Consider the following 22704-nt stretch of genomic DNA (forward strand, 5'->3'; position numbering starts at 1 on the left):
TTGGATTTACGGTATTAGGGATCAAATAAGTTGCTTCCCTCACCTACTGCCGGTCATACAGCGATGATTGTGGTCCATGCTCTTTCATTTGCGCGGGAATTAATTCCCGCGCTATAGATAGGCATGAAACCGGATCACCTCGTTGCCCTCATTTCGTTGTGGCACGGTGCACCGTGCCCGTACACTTTATCGAGCAATTTTGGGAGTCAGGTTACAGAGGACAAGCGACGATAGAGAGCACGTTTTTGGCAACGGAGAGGTTGATTTCTATTATAAAAAGCCTGCCAGGTTTCGGAAACCTGACAGGGCTGAGATGAATACCAAACAAGAAAAAGTCCATCCCGAAGTTATCAGGATGGACCTTTCGAATTCTAAGTAATTAAAAGCCTACTTGCTTAAGTACAAGTTTTTGAACTCATACGGCTTTTTGAAGTGCTCGTCGTTGAAGTCTTCCGCGAAATAGATCGTTTCGCCTGTTGACTTCATCTCGGGTCCGAGCTCCTTCTTGACTTCCGGGAACTTGCCAAACGGGAAGACCGGCTCCTTGATCGCCCACTTGGTCAACTTGGATTTGAGATCCTCTTCCGGGAAGTCCTTGAGCTTGGCACCCAGCATTACCTTCACTGCAATGCGCGCTTCCGGCCGCTCGGTGGCTTTGGCCAGGAACGGGATCGTTCGCGTTGATCGCGGGTTAGCCTCCAGCACATACACATCGTCACCCTTCACGGCATACTGCACATTCAGGAATCCGATGATGCCCATCTTGCTGGCGATCTTCTGATGGTAATCCTTGATCTTGTTAATCGCCACGTCGCTGAGGGAGTAGGTCGGAATGACGGCCGTGGAGTCGCCCGAGTGAACACCCGCAGGCTCAATATGCTGCATGATGCCGGCGATGTGTAGCTGCTCGCCGTCATACACGGCATCCACATCCACCTCAACCGCATCCTCAAGGAAACGGTCGATCAGGAAATCGTTTTCGGGATGGGTTTGGAGAATTTTCTCGGTATACTTTTTCAGTTCCTCCTCTTTGATGGCGATCCGCATGCCCTGCCCGCCAAGAACGTAACTTGGACGGATCAGTACCGGGTAACCGATGCGGTCCGCCACTTCCAGCGAGCCCTCCACGGTTCGGGCGGTGCCATATTCAGGAAAGGGGATATCCAGCTCCTTGAGGAAGTTGGAGAAGGAGCCGCGATCTTCGGCAAAATTGATCTTTTCAAATGGCGTACCAAAGATTTTGATGCCTTCTTCCACAAAACGCTTGCCTAGCTTCAGGGCCGTCTGTCCACCAACCTGCAGGATCACGCCTTCGGGATCCTCATGCTCAATGATGTCGAGCACGCGCTCCCAGTAGACCGGCTCAAAATAGAGCTTGTCGGCGATGTCAAAGTCGGTTGAGACGGTCTCCGGGTTACAGTTGATCATGATCGCCTCGTAGCCCATCTCTTTGGCCGCTCCAACGGCGTGGACACAGGTGTAGTCAAACTCAATACCCTGCCCGATGCGGTTGGGACCACTGCCCAGGATAACGACTTTTTTGTTATCAGAAACGTCGCTTTCATTTTCTCCTTCATATGAGGAGTAGTAGTAGGGCGTTTCAGCAGGAAACTCGGCCGCGCAGGTATCCACAACCTTGAAGGCCGGCTTGAGTTCGAGCTCTTTCCTCTTTTCACGTACTTCGTACTCGCTTACCGGGCCATCGCTCTGGCTCAGCATCCAGGCGATCTGGGTATCGCTGAAGCCAGCCTGCTTTAATTCGTAGAGATCATCTTTGGAGATATCCTCCAGCGATTGCCCTTCCGTTCGGTTTTCGAGCGAGACCATGTAACGGATCTGTTGCAGGAACCAGGGGTCTACCTGGGTGATATCCGCTATCTCTTCAACGGAGGCCCCCAGTTTGAAGGCATGCCGTACATTCAGCAGGCGATCCCAATACGGTTTCAGGAGTCGCTCACGAACGCTGTTGCGCTCGATCTCTTCATAACCGTCGGCACCAAGTCCGGCGCGACCGATTTCGAGTGACTGCCACGCCTTGTTGAGCGCTTCCGGGAAGTTGCGACCGATCGACATCACTTCGCCCACCGCTTTCATCTGGGTGGTCAGTTCTTCGTCCACGCCGGGGAACTTCTCGAAGTTGAACCGCGGCGCTTTCACCACCACGTAGTCGATGGAGGGTTCGAAGCAGGCGGAAGAAACGCCAGTAATCGGGTTGGGAAGCTCATGAAGGTCATAACCAACCGCCAGCTTGGTGGCAATTTTGGCAATCGGGTAGCCGGTGGCTTTTGACGCCAGGGCCGAAGAACGACTTACCCGTGGATTAATCTCGATTGCCACGAAACGATCGGAGCCCGGCTCCACGGCAAACTGTACGTTACATCCGCCGGCAAATTCGCCAATTGAGTTCATCATCTTTATGGCAGCATCGCGCAGCATCTGGAACTGCTTGTCGGTCAGTGTCTGCGAGGGGGCCACGGTAACAGAGTCGCCGGTGTGCACACCCATCGGGTCGATGTTTTCAACAGTACAGACAATGACGACTGTATCGTTGGGGTCGCGCAGGAGTTCCAGCTCATACTCTTTCCACCCAAAGATGCTCTCTTCAATCAGCACCTGGTGTACCGGACTGAGCTCGAGTCCGCGCAGTACTTTACGTTCAAATTCATCTTCATTCCAGACGATTCCGCCACCGTCGCCGCCCATGGTAAAGGAGGGGCGTATGACAATTGGGAGGCCACCGAGCTCTTCGGTAATCTCTTTCGCCTCCAGCAGGGAGTCTGCTATGCGGCTGCGGCATTGCGGGATGTCGATCTCGTCCATCAGGTCGCGAAACGCCTGCCGATCTTCGGTGATCTCCACGGCATCAATATTTACCCCGATAATCTCGATGCCGTTTTCTTCCCAAAAATTTTCCTGCTGCAGGTCCCGGGTCAGGTTCAGGCCGGTTTGTCCACCCATGGTCGGGAGCACCGCATCGGGCTTTTCCTTTTCTACAATTTCTTTAATGGATTCGGTAGTTAACGGCTTCAGGTAGACCTCATCGGCCATCAGCGGATCGGTCATAATGGTGGCCGGGTTCGAGTTGATGAGTATAACTTCGTAGCCATCGTCCATCAGTGAGCGGCAGGCCTGTGATCCGGAGTAGTCAAACTCGGCAGCCTGGCCAATTACAATAGGTCCTGAGCCAATGATAAGAATTTTGTGGATATCGTCGCGTCGTGGCATTTCTGTTTGTAGCTTCTGAAGATTTTGAGATTATAAGTTGGTTTAGAGGCTTAGATCGGGTAAGGGCATGGAGCCCCCCTACACTTGCGATGCTAAACCAGTTCCTCTTTTCCTTCCTTGATAAGATCCAGAAAGTGATCGAAAAGATAGGAGGAATCGTGTGGGCCAGGGGAAGCTTCCGGGTGATATTGTACGGAAAATCCAGGGTAGCTTTTGAAACGGAGGCCTTCGATACTATCGTCATTGAGGTTTACATGTGTAACCTCGACCTTGGATTCGTCCAGTGCCTCTTCATCTACTGCGAACCCGTGATTTTGGGTAGTAATTTCGACATTCCCGGTCTCCTTGTTAAGTACCGGCTGGTTGGCTCCCCGGTGCCCGACGTACATTTTTTTGACAGGGATTCCTTCTTCGAGCGCCATTAGTTGATGCCCCAGGCAGATACCAAAGCACGGTTTCTGCGATTCTTTGGCATACCGAACAACATCGAGTGCGTACTGGCTGGTTGCATTGGGATCGCCTGGACCATTGCTGAAGAAGAATCCATCCGGTTCCCAGGTCTTAATCTCTTCAAGGAAATCTCCTTTTGCTGGGAAAATTCTGAGCGTGCAGCCGCGGTTTACGAGATTATTGATGATATTTTGTTTAATACCATAGTCAAAAGCGGCCACTTTATACGGCCCTTCACTGTGAACAGTTTGCGGTTCCTGCCGGGTTACTTCGCTGGCAAGTTCCAGCCCTTTCATCTGCGGCCAGTTTTTTGCTTTCTGTACTAGCTTTTCTTCATCAAGTTCTTCCGAGGAGATTACAGCGTTCATTACGCCTTTCGTTCGAATGTGTCGCACCAGCCGTCGGGTGTCGACGCCACTGATTCCGATGACTTCATTGCGTTCCAGGTATTCCTGCAGGCTGCCGTCGGCCATGGGATTGCTAAACTCCCATGAAAATGAACGAACGATAAGCCCGGATATCATTACTTGACGCGCTTCATCGTCACGGCTCATGGTGCCGTAGTTGCCGATGTGGGGGTAGGTCATCATCATGAGCTGACCATAGTAGCTGGGATCGGTAAAAATTTCTTGATAACCGGTCATACTGGTATTGAAGCAAAGTTCTCCACCAGTGGTACCTTTCTTGCCGATGGCGTAACCATGTTCTACGGTACCGTCGGAAAGTGCTATGATGGCTTTATCGCGAGGGTAAAGTGACATTATTATTTGTGAAGTGTTGTTATCGGGTTGCGGTTATTATCTAAAAAAATCCGACAACAGAACCTGTGTCGGATTGAAAAAAGGGGTGAGGTGTATTGATCAAAAAATTTTTTAAAAATGGAAGCCCAATGCTTCATCAAGCATAACCTTGGTACTGCATCCGGCTTCATTTTATAAAACAAACGCTGATCGTTTTTTAGTGAGTGATTTTCGCGTCCAAAACTGGTCAAATATATGAACTGCGAATTCGATATTCAACGCTATTATGTAAAATTTAAAAAGGGCAATACTTTTAGGGGTGTTGCCCTTTTAATAGAACACCGTTTTTTACTTATTCGAAAGTAGTAAAGCCGGTTTTGGCTAATTGTTCCTCATCTGTGCATTCAGGGGTAAAGGAACTGGTGTTGCCATTGTGTTTGGTATACTCAAAGGTCACCGTGCCGCTGGCTACAGGTTGTTTAACGGTTAACGTATTACCGTTGACCGTTACTTCTACATCAATTGTTTTGCTGTCATCAAACGGGTCGGTAAAGGTATATATGTTACCGTTGATTTCAAGGATATCTTCAACTTCGATAAGGTAGCAATCTTCGCCCTGGTCATACTCATCACCCATATAGTCATACGTGGTAACGGAAGTTTCCGTGACATTGATATAGCTGATATCATTCTCTGTTGAATTGAGTTTCCAGAGTCCAACAGCGGTGGACAACTCTGAGTCAGTCGAATTGTCTTTGCAGGATACCAAAGTTAATACGCATAGCAATCCCACAAAAAGTTTAGTGGAAAATGAGAAATGCATGGTTTTCTCTCTTTCAGAGAATTAATTGATAAATGTTAATAGACGTGCAAATGGTGTTATTGCCAATAGTAGATGAGTGATAATATTATGTAGTTTTTACGACACAAGTCAATAACCTTGGAAAATATTTTTTTACTATAGTTAGAGTCACAAACAAGAGCAGGCACATGCTGGTTAAACACCACGTACTTACGAAAAATTACGCATCAAGAATTTCGCATTACTAATTACCACAACAGTTGCTTCATACAGAATACGCTGCCGCCGCTTTTCAGGAATTCTGAGGTGTCCACTTCATGAACGGAGAACCCAGCGTCGTGCAATTTTTTATTTACGTCGGAGCAGCCCTGTTGAATGATTACATTCTTGCCATCGGGACAGGTGGCATTGCAGGCGAACAGCGCTTTCGCCTCATATTCGCCAGCCTTGACAACCCGCCCAAAAACAGCGTTTATGAGTTCGAGTCCCTGTTTGGTAAAGGCATCGGGGTAAATTAATACTGTGGTTTCATTGAGCACACAGAAACAGGTATCCAAGTGGTAAAATGATTCATCCACCAATTCCAGGGTAACAATCGGCAAATCCAGTTTGTCTGCTACCGCCCGGTAGGCATCCAGCGATGAACGATAGCCATATCCACCCCAAAGCAAGCGGCGATCGGTATGCCAGATAGCATCACCACAACCTTCAAAATCCTGGATATGCTCCTCGTCCAGGAAATGAACAACGTAACCGTGCTGCCTGTACCATTGCTCTATATAGGGGACCTCCTTTTTACGCTCATCCGCATGCATGATACTCATAATTACATGCTTCTTAACACCGTCAAAAGCCGGCAAGCTTTGATTTGCGCAAAACACCATATCGGGCAGTCCCTCCTGTCCCTCCAGCTGGTGGACAGTTAGACCGATCTGCTCAAAGGTGAAATAGATTTTATCCCACTGACTTTGCGCTTTTAATTTATCCACTTTTCCCACATTGTCAGCCATATGTGGGTTAATCACGTAATCCACCGAAAAGTAGGTTGGCTCTACCATTAACACCTGTTTTGGTTGTGGCATTGTCGGGAGATCATAAATAGAAAAATCCAGTTGTTCGGCTGATTCTATGATTTGTGCCATGGAATGTGTGAGTCTGAAATGCGGGTTTCCAGTCGTTATGTGTTGAAAGTTAACGGTTGAAGGTTGTGGCCGCCAGCATCCAAAACGGGATCTGTCCATTTAACTTGTAACCTTTAACACCTTTCTAAAAAGATAACAAATTGAAGGGTAGAATAAATCAAATAGGGCGTGCCCGATTCTTTTACAAAAAATATTTTTCATTTCCCTTTTTAAAAGGCATACTTAAAAAACTGAAGGCGTTGATATAGTTTGAATGAATCAAAAATTCATTTACTGAATGTATGCTGCTTAATCCTGAACTGCTTTCCCAGTTGGCTCCCCTGGAGTTGCGGGCACGAAAAATTGTTGAGGGATTTATTTCCGGCCTCCACAAAAGTCCCTATTACGGGTTTAGTGTAGAATTTGCAGAGCACCGGCCCTACAATTTTGGTGATGATCTGAAGCATGTAGACTGGAAAGTGTACGCCAAGACAGAGCGCTTCTACGTAAAGCGGTATGAGGAGGAAACCAATTTGCGCGCCTACCTGCTGCTTGATACCAGCAGTTCCATGTATTTTAAGCACTTTGCAGAGTGGACAAAGTTACGCTATGGCATCAATTTTGGAGCGGCACTGCTTTACCTGATGCACCGTCAGCGTGATGCCACGGGACTCATCCCATTCAGCGATAAAATTGAGAGCTTTATCCCTGCGAAGTCATCTTATTCTCATCTCCGCCTGATATTCCAAGAGTTGGAAAAGCGGCTGAAGGAGGAAGAACAGGGGCCCGGTGACCGAAAGAAAACAGGCTCGGCGCAAGTGATCCATGAAGTGGCTGAGCGCCTGAATCATCGCAGTCTGGTGGTCATAGTTACTGATCTTTTTGAAAATGTGGATAAGCACGAGCAGTTGATTTCAGCACTGAAGCACTTGAGGCATCGAAAACACGAGGTGCTCCTTTTTAATGTGATGGAGCAAAAAAGCGAACGCGAACTGGATTTTCCGGATCGCCGATACCGCCTTGAGGATATGGAAACGGGAACCGAGATGGAGGTGTTGCCGGCGCAGGTCAGAGAAGATTATAAAAAGAAGGTGGCCGAGTATACCCATCGCTTTAAAATGGCATGCAGCGAATTCCAAATTGATTTTGAGGAGGTTGATACCCAAAGCTCGTTCGACCTTGCCTTGCTGGCATATCTGAATAAAAGAAAAAATCTAGGTTAAATGAGTAATAAATAAAGAGAGAGAACGGATAATTGGTAAACCTGGCGATCTAAGAATAACTACGGGCAGTATGAGAAGGACATTGGTTTTGCTTATTGTTTTGACGCTTTTTGTATGCCTGCAATTACCTGCACAACCCACGGACTTTGGGAAGGTAGACAGTTTAGTAGGCTCATATGCAGATCAGGAACTGTTCAGCGGCGCCGTTTTGGTAGCCCGTGACGGAGAGGTTTATAGCAACGGCTACGGTATGGCAAATCGGTCGTGGAGTATTTCCAACTCTGCCGACACTCGCTTCCAGGTTGCCTCACTGACAAAATCGTTCACCGCTATCCTGGTTCTGCAGCTTGTTGATCAGGGTAGTATTTCGTTGAATGATCCCTTGTCAATGTATTTGCCCGACTATCCTGCGCAATATGCTGCCGACGTAACGGTCCGTCACTTGTTGAGCCATACCTCCGGTATTCCCAGTTATACCAACTTCGAAAGCTGGCCGGATACCACCAGCAGGGTCGACGTACGACCCGCCAATTTTGTAAATGTTATTGCACAGCGGGAGCTCCTGTTTCCACCCGGCACCGACTTCAGTTATAGTAATTCCAACTATTTTTTACTGGGCATAATTATTGAAAAGATAACCGGTATGTCATACGGCCGTGTATTGCAGGATCGCATATTAGAACCGGCACAGATGGAAAATACCGGCTACCAGTTCAACCGGATGGTGGTTGAGCGAATGGCCGAAGGATATGAGCGACTTTCCAACGGGTTTTATGAGAAAGCACCGTTTCAAAGCCCCTCTACCGCCTACGCTGCAGGTGGTATTTATTCTGTGGTAAATGATCTTTATCGGTGGGTGCAGTTGCTGTATGCTGACAAGCTGCTACCAGAAGATATTCGGAATGAGATGATGACCCCAGGAGACGGGAATTACGGGTACGGATGGGTCGTCGGTGGTGCATACCCGGATGAAGTGACAGATTTTTTTAAGGCACCCTTCACTTTTAGCAGTAATCCCCAACCCAATGAGCAATCCTACCGGCTTGTATGGCACTGGGGATCCAATCCCGGGTTTAACTCACTACTTGTCCGGGTGCCCGGGCCACAGTGGACGATCATCATCCTGGAAAACCAACACCTGATGGGGGATCCCGAAGGCACAAAAATTTATGATATCGCCGGTGAGATCTTTGAGCTACTTGCGCGACAGAGTGCAAGCTAGAAGTGTAATACATGATGCGTAATGCGTCATCCGTGAGTAGAAATTTTACGTATTACGCATCACTCATCACGGATTATTATGTAACTTCGGAATTCTTCAACACCTTATTAAGCAACGAAGGGAAAAATCGTTTCAAATAGATCCCCATCAGCTCAAATCCACCGATATAAATCTCCTCTTTTCCCTTCAGGACTTTTGGAAGAAGTTTTTGGGTAAATGTGTCTGGCTCCATTCCCTTTTCCTGTCCCTTTCCCATCTTGCCGTGGCGCGACCCGTCGCCTTCCAGGGCGTTTAGCGTAACATCAGTTTTTATGTATCCCGGGCACACCAGTGAGACATCAATATTGTGTTCGTAAACCTCTTGCCGCAGGCAGTCGAACCAGCCGTGCAATGCGTGTTTTGAAGCTGCATACGAGGAGCGGAGTCGCGTACCAAACTTCCCCATGACACTGCTGGTAACGATGATATGTCCTGAGTTGCGGTCAATCATCGATGGAAGTATCGCCTTGGTAAGTGCCACTGTTCCGAAGAAGTTGACCTCCATCACCTTGCGAACTACATCCATACTGGTATCCATAACCAAAGAGCGCTGGCTGATCCCGCCATTGTTAAAGAGGTAGTCGATATGTCCAAACGCAGCCAGGGCCTCTTCCGTTTTACCGGGCAGTGATTCCGACTCAGCCAGGTCGAGCGAGATAATCTGAATATCCGAGCGGTTACCCTCACACTGCTCTTTTACCTCTTCCAGGGCTTCCCGGCGCCGCGATGAGATAATCAGCTTGGCCCCTCGTTTGCTCAGAGCGTAGGTCAACGCTTCTCCAATGCCGGATGAAGCACCGGTGATCCAGACAACTTTATCTTTAAAAGACATAATACTTGACGGGTTTAGGTGATGATGGCGGCTTTCAATGGCTTGATGATAAGACAAACAGCGGTTAATCTCGACAAGTGAATCGGTATTTTTCCTGTGTCAAAGCCCTGTTTTCTAAGTAGTTTTTTGTATTTTTTGCCTGAATGTTAACGAACAGTGGTACAGTGGCACACAAGCACACCATATTACTAGTTGAGGATGAAAAAGAACCGGCCGAAATGTTAGCTAATTTCCTGGAGATGAACGATTATGAAGTATTGGTCGCACATGAAGGAAACGAAGCCCTCGAGCTTATTGACCAGCGGGCCAGTGAAATCCATATTGCTGTACTCGATATTATGGTTCCCAATGTGAACGGAAAGGAGATCTGCCGACGTATCAGAAAGCACCCGGTCTTGAACGATATTCCCGTCATCTTTTTGACTGCCAAAGACAAGGAAAAGGATGAGATTGAAGGTCTAGAGCTCGGGGCCGATGATTACATCTCCAAGCCGGCCAGCCTGGATCTCGTGAAAACCCATGTTGAAACGCTTCTGAGGCGGCAGAATCCGCAAAAAGCCAACTGGCTGCAGTACGGCAATACCTATCTTGACGTAGATGCCAAGGAGTTGTATGTAGATGATGAAAAGGTGGAGCTAACCTCAACCGAATACACCCTGATTCAGCTGTTTTACCAGAATCCCAAGCGGGTGTACAGCCGACAGGAGATTCTGGAGCATATTACGGAAGATGATCATTTTGTCTTCGACCGCACCGTGGATGTGCATGTGAAAAACCTGCGCCTCAAGATGGGGGATGCCGGGCAGATTGTAAAAACCTATCGGGGCATTGGCTACGGCCTGAATCGGGACCTTGTGGGTGTGTAGATAATCGATTATAAACAAATTACGCCTTTAGGGGGTAACAACTTCTATGTCATCCTGAACTTGTTTCAGGATCTGGTAAGGTTTGGGTATTGATCATTAACCCTCAATCGTATCAACGCTACGATTCCCCGCGAGATCCTGCATCGGGGTGCAGGATGACTGAGAGACATTTCTTAACCCTCAACGGGTTATACAAATAATCAAGGAATAGTGTAATATTACAGTAATATGTATCATTGTGATTTGATAACTGTCATTTGAGATTTAACAGATGAGTATACGCTCCAAACTGGCCTGGACTTTTATTCTGCTACTGATATTCGGCATAACGGCCATCAGCAGTTATTCCATTCTTTTTATCAGGAATTATATGCTGGAAGAAGGAGTGGATCAGATCAACAAGGATACCCAGTGGCTGGTGGTGACTATCGAAAACCTTTCGGCGGGCTCAGGATTCGAGCAGGCCTTCCGTGAAGCAGCAGAGACTTCGGGCTACCAGTTGGCACTTTACGATCGCGATGGGGTACTGTTCGCCTCTTATCCGGATACTGGGCTTACCGATCTTTCCCAATACCTGCGACATGATCTCCAGAAGACGCTTGAGGCCCGCAACAAGATCCCATTGGTGCAAAATGAGTCTGAAAATCCCAAGCTGATCAGCTACGCCTATCTCCCCGAGAGCAATAACGCGGCGCAGTACATTCGGGTCAGCCAGTTCAAGGACCAGATCTATGCCCCGATCAAGACCATTCGCTGGATTATTTATTACGGGATGTTCATATCGATTGCGCTCGTCATTATCGTCAGCATCTGGATATCCCGCTACCTGACAAAACCGATCACACAGATCAAAAACGTGGCCCATGAAATTGCCGGCGGTGATGTGGATCGCCAGATTAACCTGAACAGGAAGGATGAATTTGGCGATATGGCTGAATCGCTCAACCAGATGGCCTCGAAACTGCGGGAGGATACCAAGAAGATCAGGAAGTCGGCTATCAAGCAGCAGCAGTTTTTTGCTGATATTACCCATGAAATTCGCAATCCACTGCATACGATATCGGGTGCGCTGGAGCTGTTGGAGATGGATACCTTGCCGGAGGATCAGCGCAAAAAATACCTGAAGAATGCACAAAAGCAGACGGAGCGTATCGGTCGCCTGTTCAAAGACCTGGTGACGCTGCAGCGCTATGATTCAGACGAATACTTTATTGAGGAGAAGACATTCGACCTGGCAGAAATCGGTCAGCATATCCATGAGCTGTATGATGACAAGGCGGAAGAAAAGTCGGTGGACCTGCAGGTCGATACCCACTCCTGCAAAGTACTCGGCGATCCCGGTAAGATAGAGCAGGTGGTGGACAATCTTGTCTCCAACGCCATTAAGTATACCAACGAAGGATCAGTTACTCTGCATTATGATGCAAAAAATGGAGAAGTAAAAGTACAGGTGCAGGACACCGGCATCGGCATCTCCCAGGAACATCTGGATCGCCTGTTTGATCGCTTTTACCGCACCGATAAAGCCCGCTCGCGCGACAAAGGGGGTACGGGACTTGGACTTGCCGTGGTCAAAAGCATCCTGAGCGCCCACGGCCGTGAGATCCATGTGGACAGTACGGTGGAGAAAGGATCAACGTTCTGGTTTACCTTGCCTGCTAAATGAGGTTACTAAAAATTAGGAACTGAGAATAACCACTCTAAGGGAGATACTTCGGAGCGGAGGTGTATAGAATGAATAAAAATTGGAACCGAGATTTACAGGATTAGAGGATGCACAGGATGTAATATTTGTATTAAGAAGTAATCCTGTAGATCCTTTAATCCTGCCCATCCTGATTCCAAGTGATGAAATGTGAAATAGAATGCCTTTACATACAAGTTAATCGGTTGTGCCGTGGAAGCTCACCGGGCGAACCGGAAAAATCTGGGCTAGATCCATTCTAAATAAAGTTGGTAACGTCCTCTTCAAATTCCCTTCACAAAAGTTTTATTTATTTAGAAGCTTGAAATTAGCATGCAAGGCCTTTTGGGCCTGATCTCTGTTGGATCCAGAAGGATATTGATAGATTTACAGTTTATGCCAGATCAAAAAATAAAATTGGGTGTCGTCCTTATGAATCTCGGTGGTCCCACCGGGGAGGATTATGTGCGCCCATTCCTGTACAACCTGTTTCGCGATGAGGATATCATTAAAATGGGCGGTGGTAAGCTGCAGGATGTTTTTGCAAATGTAATCGCTAAGTTCCGTGCTCCCAGCGTGGCAGAAGATTATGAAGAGATCAATGGCTGCCCAAAAGGGTGCACAGGGAACAAGCACTGCCCGAACCGAAAAAACAGCGTGGTATCCACATGCTGTTCCCCCATCAACGGGTTGACCGAGCAGCAGCGCCGGAGCCTTGAGAAGCATTTGAAGAAAGTTCTGCCGGGCAATGTTGAAGCCAATGTCTACACCTGCATGCGCTATTTTGTGCCGTTTGCTGAAACGACGATGCAGGATATGGTGGACGATGGTATCACGCATGCCGTTATGGTGCCCTTGTATCCCCAGTTTTCCTGGACCACGACCGGCAGCAGTTTCCGGGACTGGGAGACAAAGCGGAAAAAGAAGTTCGGTGATGATACTCCCTGGAAAGAATTTCATGTCAAGAATTACTATCTCAATCCTGATTACCTGGAGGCGATGAACGCCCGCATTGATGAGGAACTGGATGCAATGGATGAGGAGACCCGGAACAAGACGCATCTCATTTTCAGCGCACACGGTACGCCTCTGCTGGAGGTAAAAAGTGGCGACCCCTATACTGCCGAAATCAAGGAAACGATGGAGGCGATCATGGAGATGCGCAACTACAAGGAGCCGTACTGGCTGGGCTACCAGTCGAAAGTGGGGCCCCAGAAATGGACACAGCCCAATACAGCAGAGCTGGTGGAGCGCCACCTTGAATACGGTATAAAGAACTTTTTAATGGTTCCGATTGCGTTTGTGACCGACCATATCGAAACGCTATATGAACTCGGAATCGAATTGAAAGAGGACCTGGAAGAGGAAGGATATGAGTTCGAGAACCTGGCCGTCATGAAAGGATTGAATGATCATCCTTCCTATATAAAGGCCCTTTCGGATGAAGTGATTAACAAAATTGATCATCTGCTTCCTGAACAACAATCAAAAACTGATTTTAAAGACAAGGTTACTGCATAGATATGCAACACGTTGAGCAAGAACTTGCTGATTTTAGTGTGATCGGTGTCAATCACTGGGAGGCTGCGATTGAAGTACGTGAGAAATTCAGTCTCAGTGATCAGCAGAAAGAGAATCTCATCGACGGTGCACTCCGCGAGGGGATCGAAAGCCTGTTTGTGGTATCTACCTGCAATCGTACCGAAATTTTTGCCAAAGACACCGCTCCTGAAGAACTGATTCGATTGCTTATCACCTACTCGGATGCTTCACTGGATGAGTTTCATCGTTACGGTTTTGAGAAGGTGGGACGCGCGGCCGTGGATCACCTGTTCCAGGTAACGGTAGGACTCGATTCCCAGATCCTGGGTGATCTCCAGATCGTAAACCAGGTGAAGGAAGGGTATGAGTTTGCCGCCGGGAAAGACGCGGTATCCGGCGAACTGCACCGGTTGATGCAGCATGTGTTCCGGGCACACAAGCGTTCGCGGAATGAGACCTCACTCGGTGAGGGAGCCGCAACTACGGCCTATGCTGCCGTTCAGTTTGCGATGAAGACGTTCGACAGCCTTACCGATAAAAATATTCTCTTGGTTGGAACTGGTAAGATCGGCAAGGTTACCTGCAAAAACCTTGTGAGCCTAGGTGCAAAGAAGGTGACGCTGGTCAACCGAACCCGCGATCGTGCCGAATTCGTGGCCGACAAGTATGACTTGGAGGTTGCTGATTATGATGATCTGCCCTCGCAAATTGATGAGTCGGATTTAATTATTGTGGCCACGGGCGCTTCTGAACCGGTGATTACACTGGAAGATATGGAGCTGTCCCGGCAAGATGGCCGTTTTAAGGTGATGCTTGATCTTTCCGTACCGCGCAATATTGATCCCGAAGTGGGCTCGTTAGACTTCGTGGACCTGGCTAACATGGATTTCTTGGCCGATGTGACGGATGAAGCCTATCAAAAACGGGAAGAAAATATCCCGTTGGTCAAGAAAATTATAGATGATGAAATTACGGACTACCAAAACTGGTTAAGTCAGCAAAAGGTAGTGCCTACGATTAAGGCACTGACCAGTAAGTTTGAGTCGATCAGGGAAGATGAGTTCGACTTTTTCAAAAATAAGATCAAAGACAGCGACCGGGATAAAGTTGAAAATCTGACCCGTCGCATTGTCAACAAGATTGCTGCTTATTCTATTGAACACCTGCGCGATCATCACGAATCTGAGCAGGTGACCAAAGTGGTAAATGATATGTTTAAGCTAGAAACCGATCGAAATCATGATTAAACGCAAGACGCTTCGCATCGGAACGCGCGACAGTGAGCTGGCAACATGGCAAGCAAAAAAAGTCGCCCAACAACTTTCCAAGCTCGGCCAAGAAACCGAGCTTGTTTTCGTTAAGTCGGAGGGAGATATCGATCTCAGCACCCCGCTTACCGAGATGGGTGGGAAAGGAGTATTCACAAAAGCACTGGATGATGCCTTGCTGAATGATGAGATCGACCTGGCGGTGCACTCCTACAAAGACCTTCCCACCGAAAATCCGCTTCCTTTAAAAGTTGCAGCGGTACTTAAGCGAGCAGATGCCCGTGATACGCTTGTGGCTCCTGGCGGAACCGATTTTTTGGAAGATGAAGATTACGAGGCGGTTATTGCCACCAGCAGCAATCGCAGGCGCGCGCAGTGGTTGAATCGCTATTCCAATCACACCATCACCAACATTCGGGGCAATGTGAATACACGCCTCCGAAAGGTGGAAGAAAATGAGTGGGACGGTGCAATCTTTGCTGCGGCCGGTTTGACCCGCATCGGGCTGGGCGACCATATTAGCCAGTACCTCGATTGGATGGTACCTGCTGCCGCCCAGGGGGCTATGGCGATTATGATACGCGAGGAGGACTTGGTCTTGCAACGACTGCTCAACGATCTAAATCACCAGGAAACTGAGCTTTGTACCCGCATTGAACGCGATTTTTTGCACGACATGGAGGCCGGGTGCAGCGCTCCTGTCGGAGGATACGCCACGATTGAAGATGGCACCCTGCATTTCAAAGCGGTAGCCCTGATGCTGGACGGCAGCGAACGCTTCGATTTCGAAGTAAGTGAACCGGCTGAGGAGGCTGGTGAACTCGGCCACCGTGCGGCAGAAGAGTTGCTGAAGCAGGGAGCGTCAAAAGTGATCGATGAGATGAGTGAAGACTAGTGTTATCGGCTATTTTGTGAGTTTTTGTAGCTCGAAGCAGCGCTTCGAGTTACGATCAGAAGAAGTAGCGCGTTGGGAAGGGAGTTATAAGTTGAGAGGGAGTTGTACTCCCGACCATTAAGGGCTTATAAATGAATTTCTGAATTTGGCTTATTGCGAATTGTAATATGTTCAATTGTTATTTGACACAGTTATCAATTTATGCGACATGATAAGCACAACATACTGGTAACGCGGCCTCTCTCCGGGCAGCAGATTGAATACGCTCGTGTGATGGGTTTGAATCCAATTATCGAGCCGGCATTGGAGTTTGAATTTCCACAGTACTGGGATGATGTGCTGAGGGTTATAAATGAGCATCCCAAAGCGGAATGGGTTTTTACAAGTGCAAATGGTGTAAAAGCGCTTGAACAATTGATGGAATCTGGCCTGCAGGTACGCCCTGAGACACAGCTTTTTGCGGTGGGCTCCAAAACACGGGAGGCGCTGCAGGAGCTGGGGTTGGAATCAAAAGTTCCCGTCATTCAAGATGCACTGCATCTCGCAGAACTGATAGCCGATGAGGGGAAAGTGGAATCGGTTATTTATTTTCACGGGAATCTGAGTCGTGATGAATTGTCCAATGGCCTGGAAAAGGAAGGGATAGCAGTCACAGAAATTGAGGTGTACAAAACCATAATTAATGAAGTATACCTGCCGGAAGAACCGATTTCTGCCATTCTCTTTTACAGTCCCAGTGCCGTAGAAGGATTTAAGAAGGGAGCCGGGTTTGAAGATTCTGAGAGGTTGCCGGTGCTGTTTGCCATCGGTCCAACGACCGGTGAAGCCCTGGAGCAAGCCTCCGGGCAAGCAGTGGAAATTGCTGATCAACCCTCTACGGAAACGCTTTTGAGAAATGTATCACATTATCTTTTTAGCAAGGAAAAAGTTTAGTCTAAAAGAGGTTGGGAGGAGTTGTACTCCCGACCGGAGTTTGATCCGTAATGCGTAACCCGTGATGCGTTACTGCATGGTCTGTTAACCCAGTTACGCATCATGCATTACGCATTAACCTTACATCTTGTACTAGCAAAGGAGTGGCACTACAGAACGAGAATAATTTTCTGATAACTGACACTCTGTTAACTGAAAAAAATATGAGTAAAAATTTTCCGGCACTAAAGAATGATCTCCTGTTGCGTGCTCTGCGCGGAGAAGAAGTAGAACGCCCACCCGTTTGGATGATGCGCCAGGCTGGTCGTTATCTGCCGCAGTACATGAAAATTCGCGAGAAATATAGCTTTTTTGAACGCGTGGAAACGCCCGAGCTGGCCTGCGAGATTACCATACAACCGATAGATGAGTTAGAGCCCGATGCTGCGATCATTTTCTCTGATATTCTTACCGTTCCCCAGGCACTGGGCATTGATGTTGAGTTGGTGTCGGGCAAGGGCCCGGTGTTGCACAATCCGATTGCATCGGTTGATGATGCCTTTTCTATCATCTCAGAGGATGTGCCGGAAAAGCTGAACCATGTCATGGAGGCGATCACCCTTACCAGGAATGAGCTTAACGGGCGTGTTCCGCTGATCGGTTTTGCCGGGGCGCCGTGGACTCTCTTCTGTTATATGGTGCAGGGGGAGGGCTCCAAGAATTTCGATAAGGCGAAAGCATTTTTGTACCAGCATCCGAACGCTGCCCGGCACGTACTCAAAGAGCTAACCCGGGCTACCATTGACTACCTGAAAGCTCAGATTGAGGCGGGCGCCCAGGCCGTGCAGATATTCGATTCCTGGGCGGGGCTACTGGGGCCGGAAGATTTCAATGAGTGGGCCATGCCCTGGCTGATGGAAATAGCAGATGAAATCGAGGAAGTGCCGGTCATTCTGTTTGCCAAGGGCAGCTGGTATGCGCTGGAGAGGCTGAGCTTCAGAAGCAATGCCGCGGCCCTGGGAATCGATTGGACAATCACCCCGGAATATGCCCGGGAAGCCACTCGAAACCGACTTACGCTGCAGGGCAACCTGGATCCCACAAAATTATTGGGACCTACTGACGAAATTCAGCGGCAAACCAAGCGAATGATTGACCGGTTTGGTAAGGACAAGTATATCGCCAATCTGGGTCACGGCATTCTACCCAACGTGCCTGTGGATCACGCCCGCGCTTTTATTGATACCGTTAAGGAATATGGAACCACTGATTAGCACAGAAGCAAAAGAGTCCCCCTTTGAAGGGGGACTAAGGGGGATGACAAAACAGGAAGCAGAGCATGAGTAAATTCGAAAATCTGGACTATAATAAAGCTCTTAAAGAACTTGCCAAAAAACTTAGAAAAGACTCCACCCAAGCCGAGATTCGCCTCTGGACTGAACTGTTAAGAGGCGGTAAAATGAAAGGTTACACTTTCCTTCGTCAGCGTCCGGTATTGAATTATATCGCAGATTTTATGTGCAAAGAACTAAAGCTCATCATTGAAGTTGATGGCTACACACATAACAAAGAGCGGTGGTGGAAAGATGAAGAGCGTCAAAAAGAACTTGAGGAATATGGTTTCACTATTCTTCGTTTTTCCGATGAAGAAATAATGAATGATATCATGAATGTCTCTCGTAGCCTAGAAGATTGGATTGAACGTCATCCCCCTGCACCCCCTTCGAAGGGGGACTCAAACAAGCCTCTTAAAAAACGTTTTACCGAATTTATCTACGATCTCCAGGATCAGATCTGTGATACCTTGGAGGAGCTGGATGGCAAAGCCCGGTTCCGCCATGACGACTGGGACCGCGAGGGTGGTGGCGGGGGACATACCCGCGTCATTGAAAAGGGCGACGTTTTTGAAAAGGGTGGCGTGAACGTTTCGACGGTACACGGAGAGTTGCCCGAGCTCATTCGCCAGCGCTTTGAAGTGGAGCAGGGGTGGTTTTGGGCCGGGGGGATATCACTCGTAATTCACCCCCAGAGCCCGATGGTACCCACGGTACATGCCAATTTCCGTTATTTTGAGCTATACGACGATTCCGAAATGAACGAGATCCGGGATCAGTGGTTTGGCGGCGGTGCAGATCTGACACCCTATTATTTGTGGGATGAAGATGCTGTTCATTTTCACCGCGCATTCAAGAAGGCGTGCGACAAACACGGCGATAAGCTTTATCCCAAGTTCAAAAAAGAGTGCGACGAGTATTTTTATAACGATCACCGGCAGGAAGCACGCGGTGTTGGTGGGTTGTTTTTTGATTATCTGCGTCCTACGGAACAGCGCGATGCTGAGGATTGGTATGCATTTACCACCGAGGTTGGAAAGGTTTTTCTGGACTCTTACGTCCCAATTGTTAAGCGGCGAATGGATGAACCGTTTAATGAAAAGCAACGCTATTTCCAGGAAATACGGCGCGGAAGGTATGTAGAGTTTAATCTTATTCACGATCGCGGCACGTTATTTGGGCTCAAAACCAATGGGCGCACCGAATCAATCTTGATGAGTTTGCCTCCCCGTGTGCGCTGGGACTACGATTTTAAAGTTGAGGAAAACAGCAGAGAAGCGTATTTATTGAACCGCCTGGAAAATCCAATTGACTGGATTGAATACAGCAAAAAACAGGAATTTGAGAACGCGGATAATGCAGGTATAACAGATTAACAGTGATAAAATTAATCTGTGACCATCTGTCATATCCGTCTTATCTGCGTTCTAATGTACAAAGAAGATTACTATGCCATACGGACAATTTCCTTACAAACGACCGAGAAGACTACGATCGAGCAGTGCCATCCGGGATATGGTGGCTGAAAATCACCTAAAGCCGGCCGATTTCATCGCCCCGGTATTTGTGATGGAGGGTGAGAACAAAAAGGAAGAGATCCCCTCCATGCCCGATTATTACCGGTATACCTTGGATCTATTGATAGATGAAATCCAGGAGCTCAAGGATGTCGGCATTCGTTCAGTACTGGTGTTTGTGAAAGTACCCGACAGCAAAAAGGACAACGAGGGAACCGAAGCCCTGAATGACCAGGGGCTGATGCAGCAGGCGGTAAGAGCGATCAAAAAAGAGTTCCCCGACATACTGGTAATGACCGATATCGCTCTCGATCCCTACAGCAGTTACGGTCACGACGGCATTGTGGAAGACGGGGAGATTCTGAACGATGAGTCGGTGGAGGTGTTGGCAGAGATGGCCGTAAGTCATGCCAAAGCTGGGGCCGACTATGTTGCTCCATCTGATATGATGGACGGACGAATTGGAGCGATGCGTGATGCGCTTGACGAGGCTGATTTCAGACACACCGGAATTATGGCCTACAGCGCTAAATACGCCTCCAGCTATTACGGTCCATTTCGAGATGCCCTTGACTCCGCCCCCGGTTTTGGCGACAAGAAGACCTACCAGATGGATCCCTCGAATGTACGAGAAGCGATCAAGGAGGCCCAGATGGATGAACAGGAGGGCGCCGATATTGTGATGGTCAAGCCAGGCCTGCCGTACCTGGATGTGATCAGGGCAGTGAAAGAGTCTGTGCAGGTGCCGGTTTCAGTGTACAATGTTTCCGGTGAATACGCTATGTTAAAGACCGCTTCGGCCAACGGTTGGCTGAATGAGGAGGAAGCGATGATGGAAGCCCTGGTCGGCTTTAAACGAGCAGGCGCGGATTTAATCGCAACGTATTTTGCAAAAGCAGCTTCTAAGATATTAAACGAAAAGAATTAGATCGATAATTTTTGGGCACGGTGCGCCGTACCCGTACACAAATGAGTTTTTAAATCATGTTAGAAACAAGCGAAAAACTTTTTAAACGAGCACAGCAGTTTATACCCGGAGGCGTTAATTCCCCCGCCCGGGCATTTAATTCTGTTGGAGGCTCACCCGTTTTCCTGGAGAAGGCGAAGGGTTCTATCCTGACAGATGTAGACGGGAAAGAATATATCGACTACGTGGGATCCTGGGGACCGATGATCATGGGACATGCCTGGGAGCCGGTCATTAGTGCGGTGCAGGAAACGGCCGCTAAATCTACCTCTTTTGGGGCTCCCACAGAAATTGAGGTAAAAATGGCGGAACTTGTCAAAGAGATGGTCCCCAGCGTAGACAAGATTCGCATGGTAAACTCCGGTACGGAAGCGTGCATGAGTGCAATCCGGGTAGCCCGTGGATATACCGGGAGAGATAAAGTGATCAAATTTGAAGGTAACTACCACGGTCACGGTGACTCTTTTTTGATCAAAGCAGGTAGCGGGCCGTTGACACTAGGTTCGCCAAGTAGCCCGGGTGTAACAAAAGGAACGGCAGAGGACACGCTTAATGCTGATTTTAATGATTTGAACAGCGTTAAAAAGTTGCTGAATAAATATGAAGGTGAAGTGGCCGCAATCATTCTGGAGCCGGTGGCCGGCAATATGGGCTGCATTCCACCACGGAAAGGATTCCTCCAGGGCTTGCGGGAGTTATGTGATGCTCATGATACGGTACTAATTTTTGATGAGGTGATGACCGGTTTCCGGGTTGCCCAGGGTGGGGCCCAGGAGCGGTACGGGGTTACAGCAGATATGGTGACTTATGGCAAGATAATTGGTGCCGGTCTTCCCGTCGGTGCCTTCGGGGGCAAGCAGGAGGTCATGTCAGTGGTGTCACCAGATGGCCCGGTCTATCAGGCAGGTACCTTGTCAGGCAATCCACTGGCGATGGCTGCAGGGTATATGTTGCTCTCAGAACTTAAAAAACATCCCAAGCATTATGACGATCTTGAAAAGAAAGCAGCTTACCTGCAGACTGGCCTTATTGAAGTAATGAACAAATATGAAGTGCCTCACCATATAAATCGTGTTGGTTCAATGGGCAGTGTGTTCTTTACTGATAATGAAGTGACCGATTTTAACTCTGCCAATACTACTGACCAAGAGTTCTTCAAAATATTTTTCCACCAGATGCTGGAACGTGGTGTTTACCTGCCACCATCTCCCTTTGAGAGTTGGTTCCTGGCAACTACGCATTCTCAGGATCTGCTCGACAAAACAGTAGAAGCAACTGACTCCGCCATCAATGTTGTGCTTAAAAAGATGGGTGACGCATGAATCAGCTGATCGAAAAATTAAAAAAACGCTGGGAGATCGAGACTATCGGCCAGCTGATACTTATACTGTTCATATTTTCAATTACGGGAATGACAGCACTTTATGTCCGTAAATTCGCATTCGGTTGGCTGGGGATAGATGAGCATACCGCTTTGTGGGTGGAGGTCATAGCATGGGTCGGGACCGTTTTCCCGGCCTACCAGGTTCTCTTTCTTTTTTACGGTTTTGTATTGGGACAATTTGAATTTGTATGGCGATTTGAGAAAAAGAGTCTGCAACGCATAACCGGCATGTTAAAAAGAAGTTCGGGCAGTTAATCGCTTCTTTAGTCTTCTTCCTTTTCCTCCATCTTTTCAAGTTTTTTCTGTTTCTTCCTGGGGAGATTCTCGACTACCAAATTGTATGAATCTTCTATCCACTCCTTAATGAGCACATCATCCAGGTCTCCCTTGGGGTTTATTGAATTCCAGTGCCGCTTGTTCATATGATATCCAGGGGTAACTTCTTGGTAAAGATCACGGAGCATGGCGGCTTTAACTGGATCACATTTCAGGTTGATACGTTCAAAACTCTCTACATCCACCATGGCAAACATCTTGTCCATGACCTTAAAAACCAGGGTATCTTCATCAAAGGGATATCCTTCGGTTACCCCGTTAAACGAAAGGCAATATTCTCGAAAATCTTCGATGTTCATGTGCAAATGACTTTATGATAAATTTTTAAAAATTGATATTGCTAAT

General features: G+C 48.0%; 19 protein-coding genes. 13 read left to right on the plus strand and 6 right to left on the minus strand.

What is annotated here, in order from left to right:
- Window positions 1-387: 387 nt before the first annotated feature.
- From carB to NC796_RS15160, 4 genes are all read right to left on the minus strand, one after another.
- Window positions 388-3225, minus strand: coding sequence for a carbamoyl-phosphate synthase large subunit (gene carB / locus NC796_RS15145; RefSeq protein ID WP_310685559.1), 2838 nt, complete (start codon window positions 3223-3225; stop codon window positions 388-390).
- 92 nt (window positions 3226-3317) lie between these two features.
- Window positions 3318-4436 carry a glutamine-hydrolyzing carbamoyl-phosphate synthase small subunit gene (gene carA, locus NC796_RS15150; protein WP_310685561.1) on the minus strand — a complete coding sequence of 373 codons (1119 nt, stop codon included), beginning with the start codon at window positions 4434-4436 and terminating at the stop codon, window positions 3318-3320.
- A gap of 331 nt (window positions 4437-4767) precedes the next feature.
- Entirely contained in the window at window positions 4768-5238 is a 471-nt protein-coding gene (locus NC796_RS15155; RefSeq protein ID WP_310685563.1) for a hypothetical protein, read from the minus strand.
- 227 nt (window positions 5239-5465) lie between these two features.
- Window positions 5466-6359, minus strand: a complete 894-nt coding sequence (locus NC796_RS15160; RefSeq protein WP_310685565.1) for an arginine deiminase-related protein — start codon at window positions 6357-6359, stop codon at window positions 5466-5468.
- A 281-nt stretch (window positions 6360-6640) separates the two neighbouring features.
- Between NC796_RS15160 and NC796_RS15165 the strand changes: the two genes are divergently transcribed.
- Both NC796_RS15165 and NC796_RS15170 read left to right on the plus strand, forming a co-directional pair.
- Window positions 6641-7561 carry a DUF58 domain-containing protein gene (locus NC796_RS15165; protein ID WP_310685567.1) on the plus strand — a complete coding sequence of 307 codons (921 nt, stop codon included), beginning with the start codon at window positions 6641-6643 and terminating at the stop codon, window positions 7559-7561.
- Window positions 7562-7631: 70 nt separating this feature from the next.
- On the plus strand, window positions 7632-8783 hold the full coding sequence (locus NC796_RS15170) for a serine hydrolase domain-containing protein (RefSeq protein ID WP_310685569.1): 1152 nt from the start codon (window positions 7632-7634) through the stop codon (window positions 8781-8783).
- A gap of 76 nt (window positions 8784-8859) precedes the next feature.
- On the opposite strand, the gene NC796_RS15175 is transcribed toward NC796_RS15170, so the two are convergent.
- A complete protein-coding gene (locus NC796_RS15175; protein WP_310685571.1) occupies window positions 8860-9654 on the minus strand; it encodes an SDR family oxidoreductase in 795 nt (264 codons plus the stop codon).
- 164 nt (window positions 9655-9818) lie between these two features.
- Between NC796_RS15175 and NC796_RS15180 the strand changes: the two genes are divergently transcribed.
- The 11 genes from NC796_RS15180 to NC796_RS15230 all read left to right on the plus strand — a co-directional run bounded on the left by NC796_RS15180 (window position 9819) and on the right by NC796_RS15230 (window position 22278).
- Complete coding sequence (locus NC796_RS15180) at window positions 9819-10520, plus strand: response regulator transcription factor (RefSeq protein WP_310685572.1); 702 nt, start codon at window positions 9819-9821, stop codon at window positions 10518-10520.
- A gap of 271 nt (window positions 10521-10791) precedes the next feature.
- Window positions 10792-12186, plus strand: a complete 1395-nt coding sequence (locus NC796_RS15185) for a HAMP domain-containing sensor histidine kinase (protein WP_310685574.1) — start codon at window positions 10792-10794, stop codon at window positions 12184-12186.
- A gap of 414 nt (window positions 12187-12600) precedes the next feature.
- A complete protein-coding gene (gene hemH / locus NC796_RS15190; protein WP_310685576.1) occupies window positions 12601-13725 on the plus strand; it encodes a ferrochelatase in 1125 nt (374 codons plus the stop codon).
- Window positions 13726-13727: 2 nt separating this feature from the next.
- A complete protein-coding gene (gene hemA / locus NC796_RS15195) occupies window positions 13728-14993 on the plus strand; it encodes a glutamyl-tRNA reductase (RefSeq protein WP_310685578.1) in 1266 nt (421 codons plus the stop codon).
- Window positions 14986-15909: a hydroxymethylbilane synthase gene (gene hemC, locus NC796_RS15200; protein WP_310685580.1), complete on the plus strand. Its 924-nt coding sequence runs from the start codon at window positions 14986-14988 to the stop codon at window positions 15907-15909. The genes hemA and hemC overlap by 8 nt, the downstream gene beginning before the upstream one ends.
- A gap of 201 nt (window positions 15910-16110) precedes the next feature.
- The gene (locus tag NC796_RS15205; protein WP_310685582.1) at window positions 16111-16842 is read left to right on the plus strand and encodes a uroporphyrinogen-III synthase; all 732 of its coding nucleotides are present in this window, start codon (window positions 16111-16113) and stop codon (window positions 16840-16842) included.
- 203 nt (window positions 16843-17045) lie between these two features.
- Window positions 17046-18095 (plus strand): uroporphyrinogen decarboxylase, encoded by a 1050-nt coding sequence (hemE, locus tag NC796_RS15210; RefSeq protein ID WP_310685584.1) that lies wholly within the window; start codon window positions 17046-17048, stop codon window positions 18093-18095.
- 65 nt (window positions 18096-18160) lie between these two features.
- Window positions 18161-19531 (plus strand): oxygen-dependent coproporphyrinogen oxidase, encoded by a 1371-nt coding sequence (gene hemF, locus NC796_RS15215; RefSeq protein ID WP_310685586.1) that lies wholly within the window; start codon window positions 18161-18163, stop codon window positions 19529-19531.
- A gap of 73 nt (window positions 19532-19604) precedes the next feature.
- Window positions 19605-20600, plus strand: a complete 996-nt coding sequence (gene hemB, locus NC796_RS15220; protein ID WP_310685587.1) for a porphobilinogen synthase — start codon at window positions 19605-19607, stop codon at window positions 20598-20600.
- Window positions 20601-20656: 56 nt separating this feature from the next.
- On the plus strand, window positions 20657-21961 hold the full coding sequence (hemL, locus tag NC796_RS15225; protein WP_310685589.1) for a glutamate-1-semialdehyde 2,1-aminomutase: 1305 nt from the start codon (window positions 20657-20659) through the stop codon (window positions 21959-21961).
- Window positions 21958-22278, plus strand: a complete 321-nt coding sequence (locus NC796_RS15230; protein ID WP_310685591.1) for a DUF6787 family protein — start codon at window positions 21958-21960, stop codon at window positions 22276-22278. Before hemL ends, NC796_RS15230 begins: the two co-directional genes overlap by 4 nt.
- 8 nt (window positions 22279-22286) lie before the next feature.
- Here the strand turns inward: NC796_RS15230 and NC796_RS15235 are convergent, their stop codons facing one another.
- Complete coding sequence (locus tag NC796_RS15235) at window positions 22287-22658, minus strand: MmcQ/YjbR family DNA-binding protein (protein ID WP_310685592.1); 372 nt, start codon at window positions 22656-22658, stop codon at window positions 22287-22289.
- Window positions 22659-22704: the final 46 nt, after the last annotated feature.

The sequence above is a fragment of the Aliifodinibius sp. S!AR15-10 genome (genome assembly GCF_031569985.1).
Lineage (GTDB): Bacteria > Bacteroidota > Rhodothermia > Balneolales > Balneolaceae > JAMQKA01.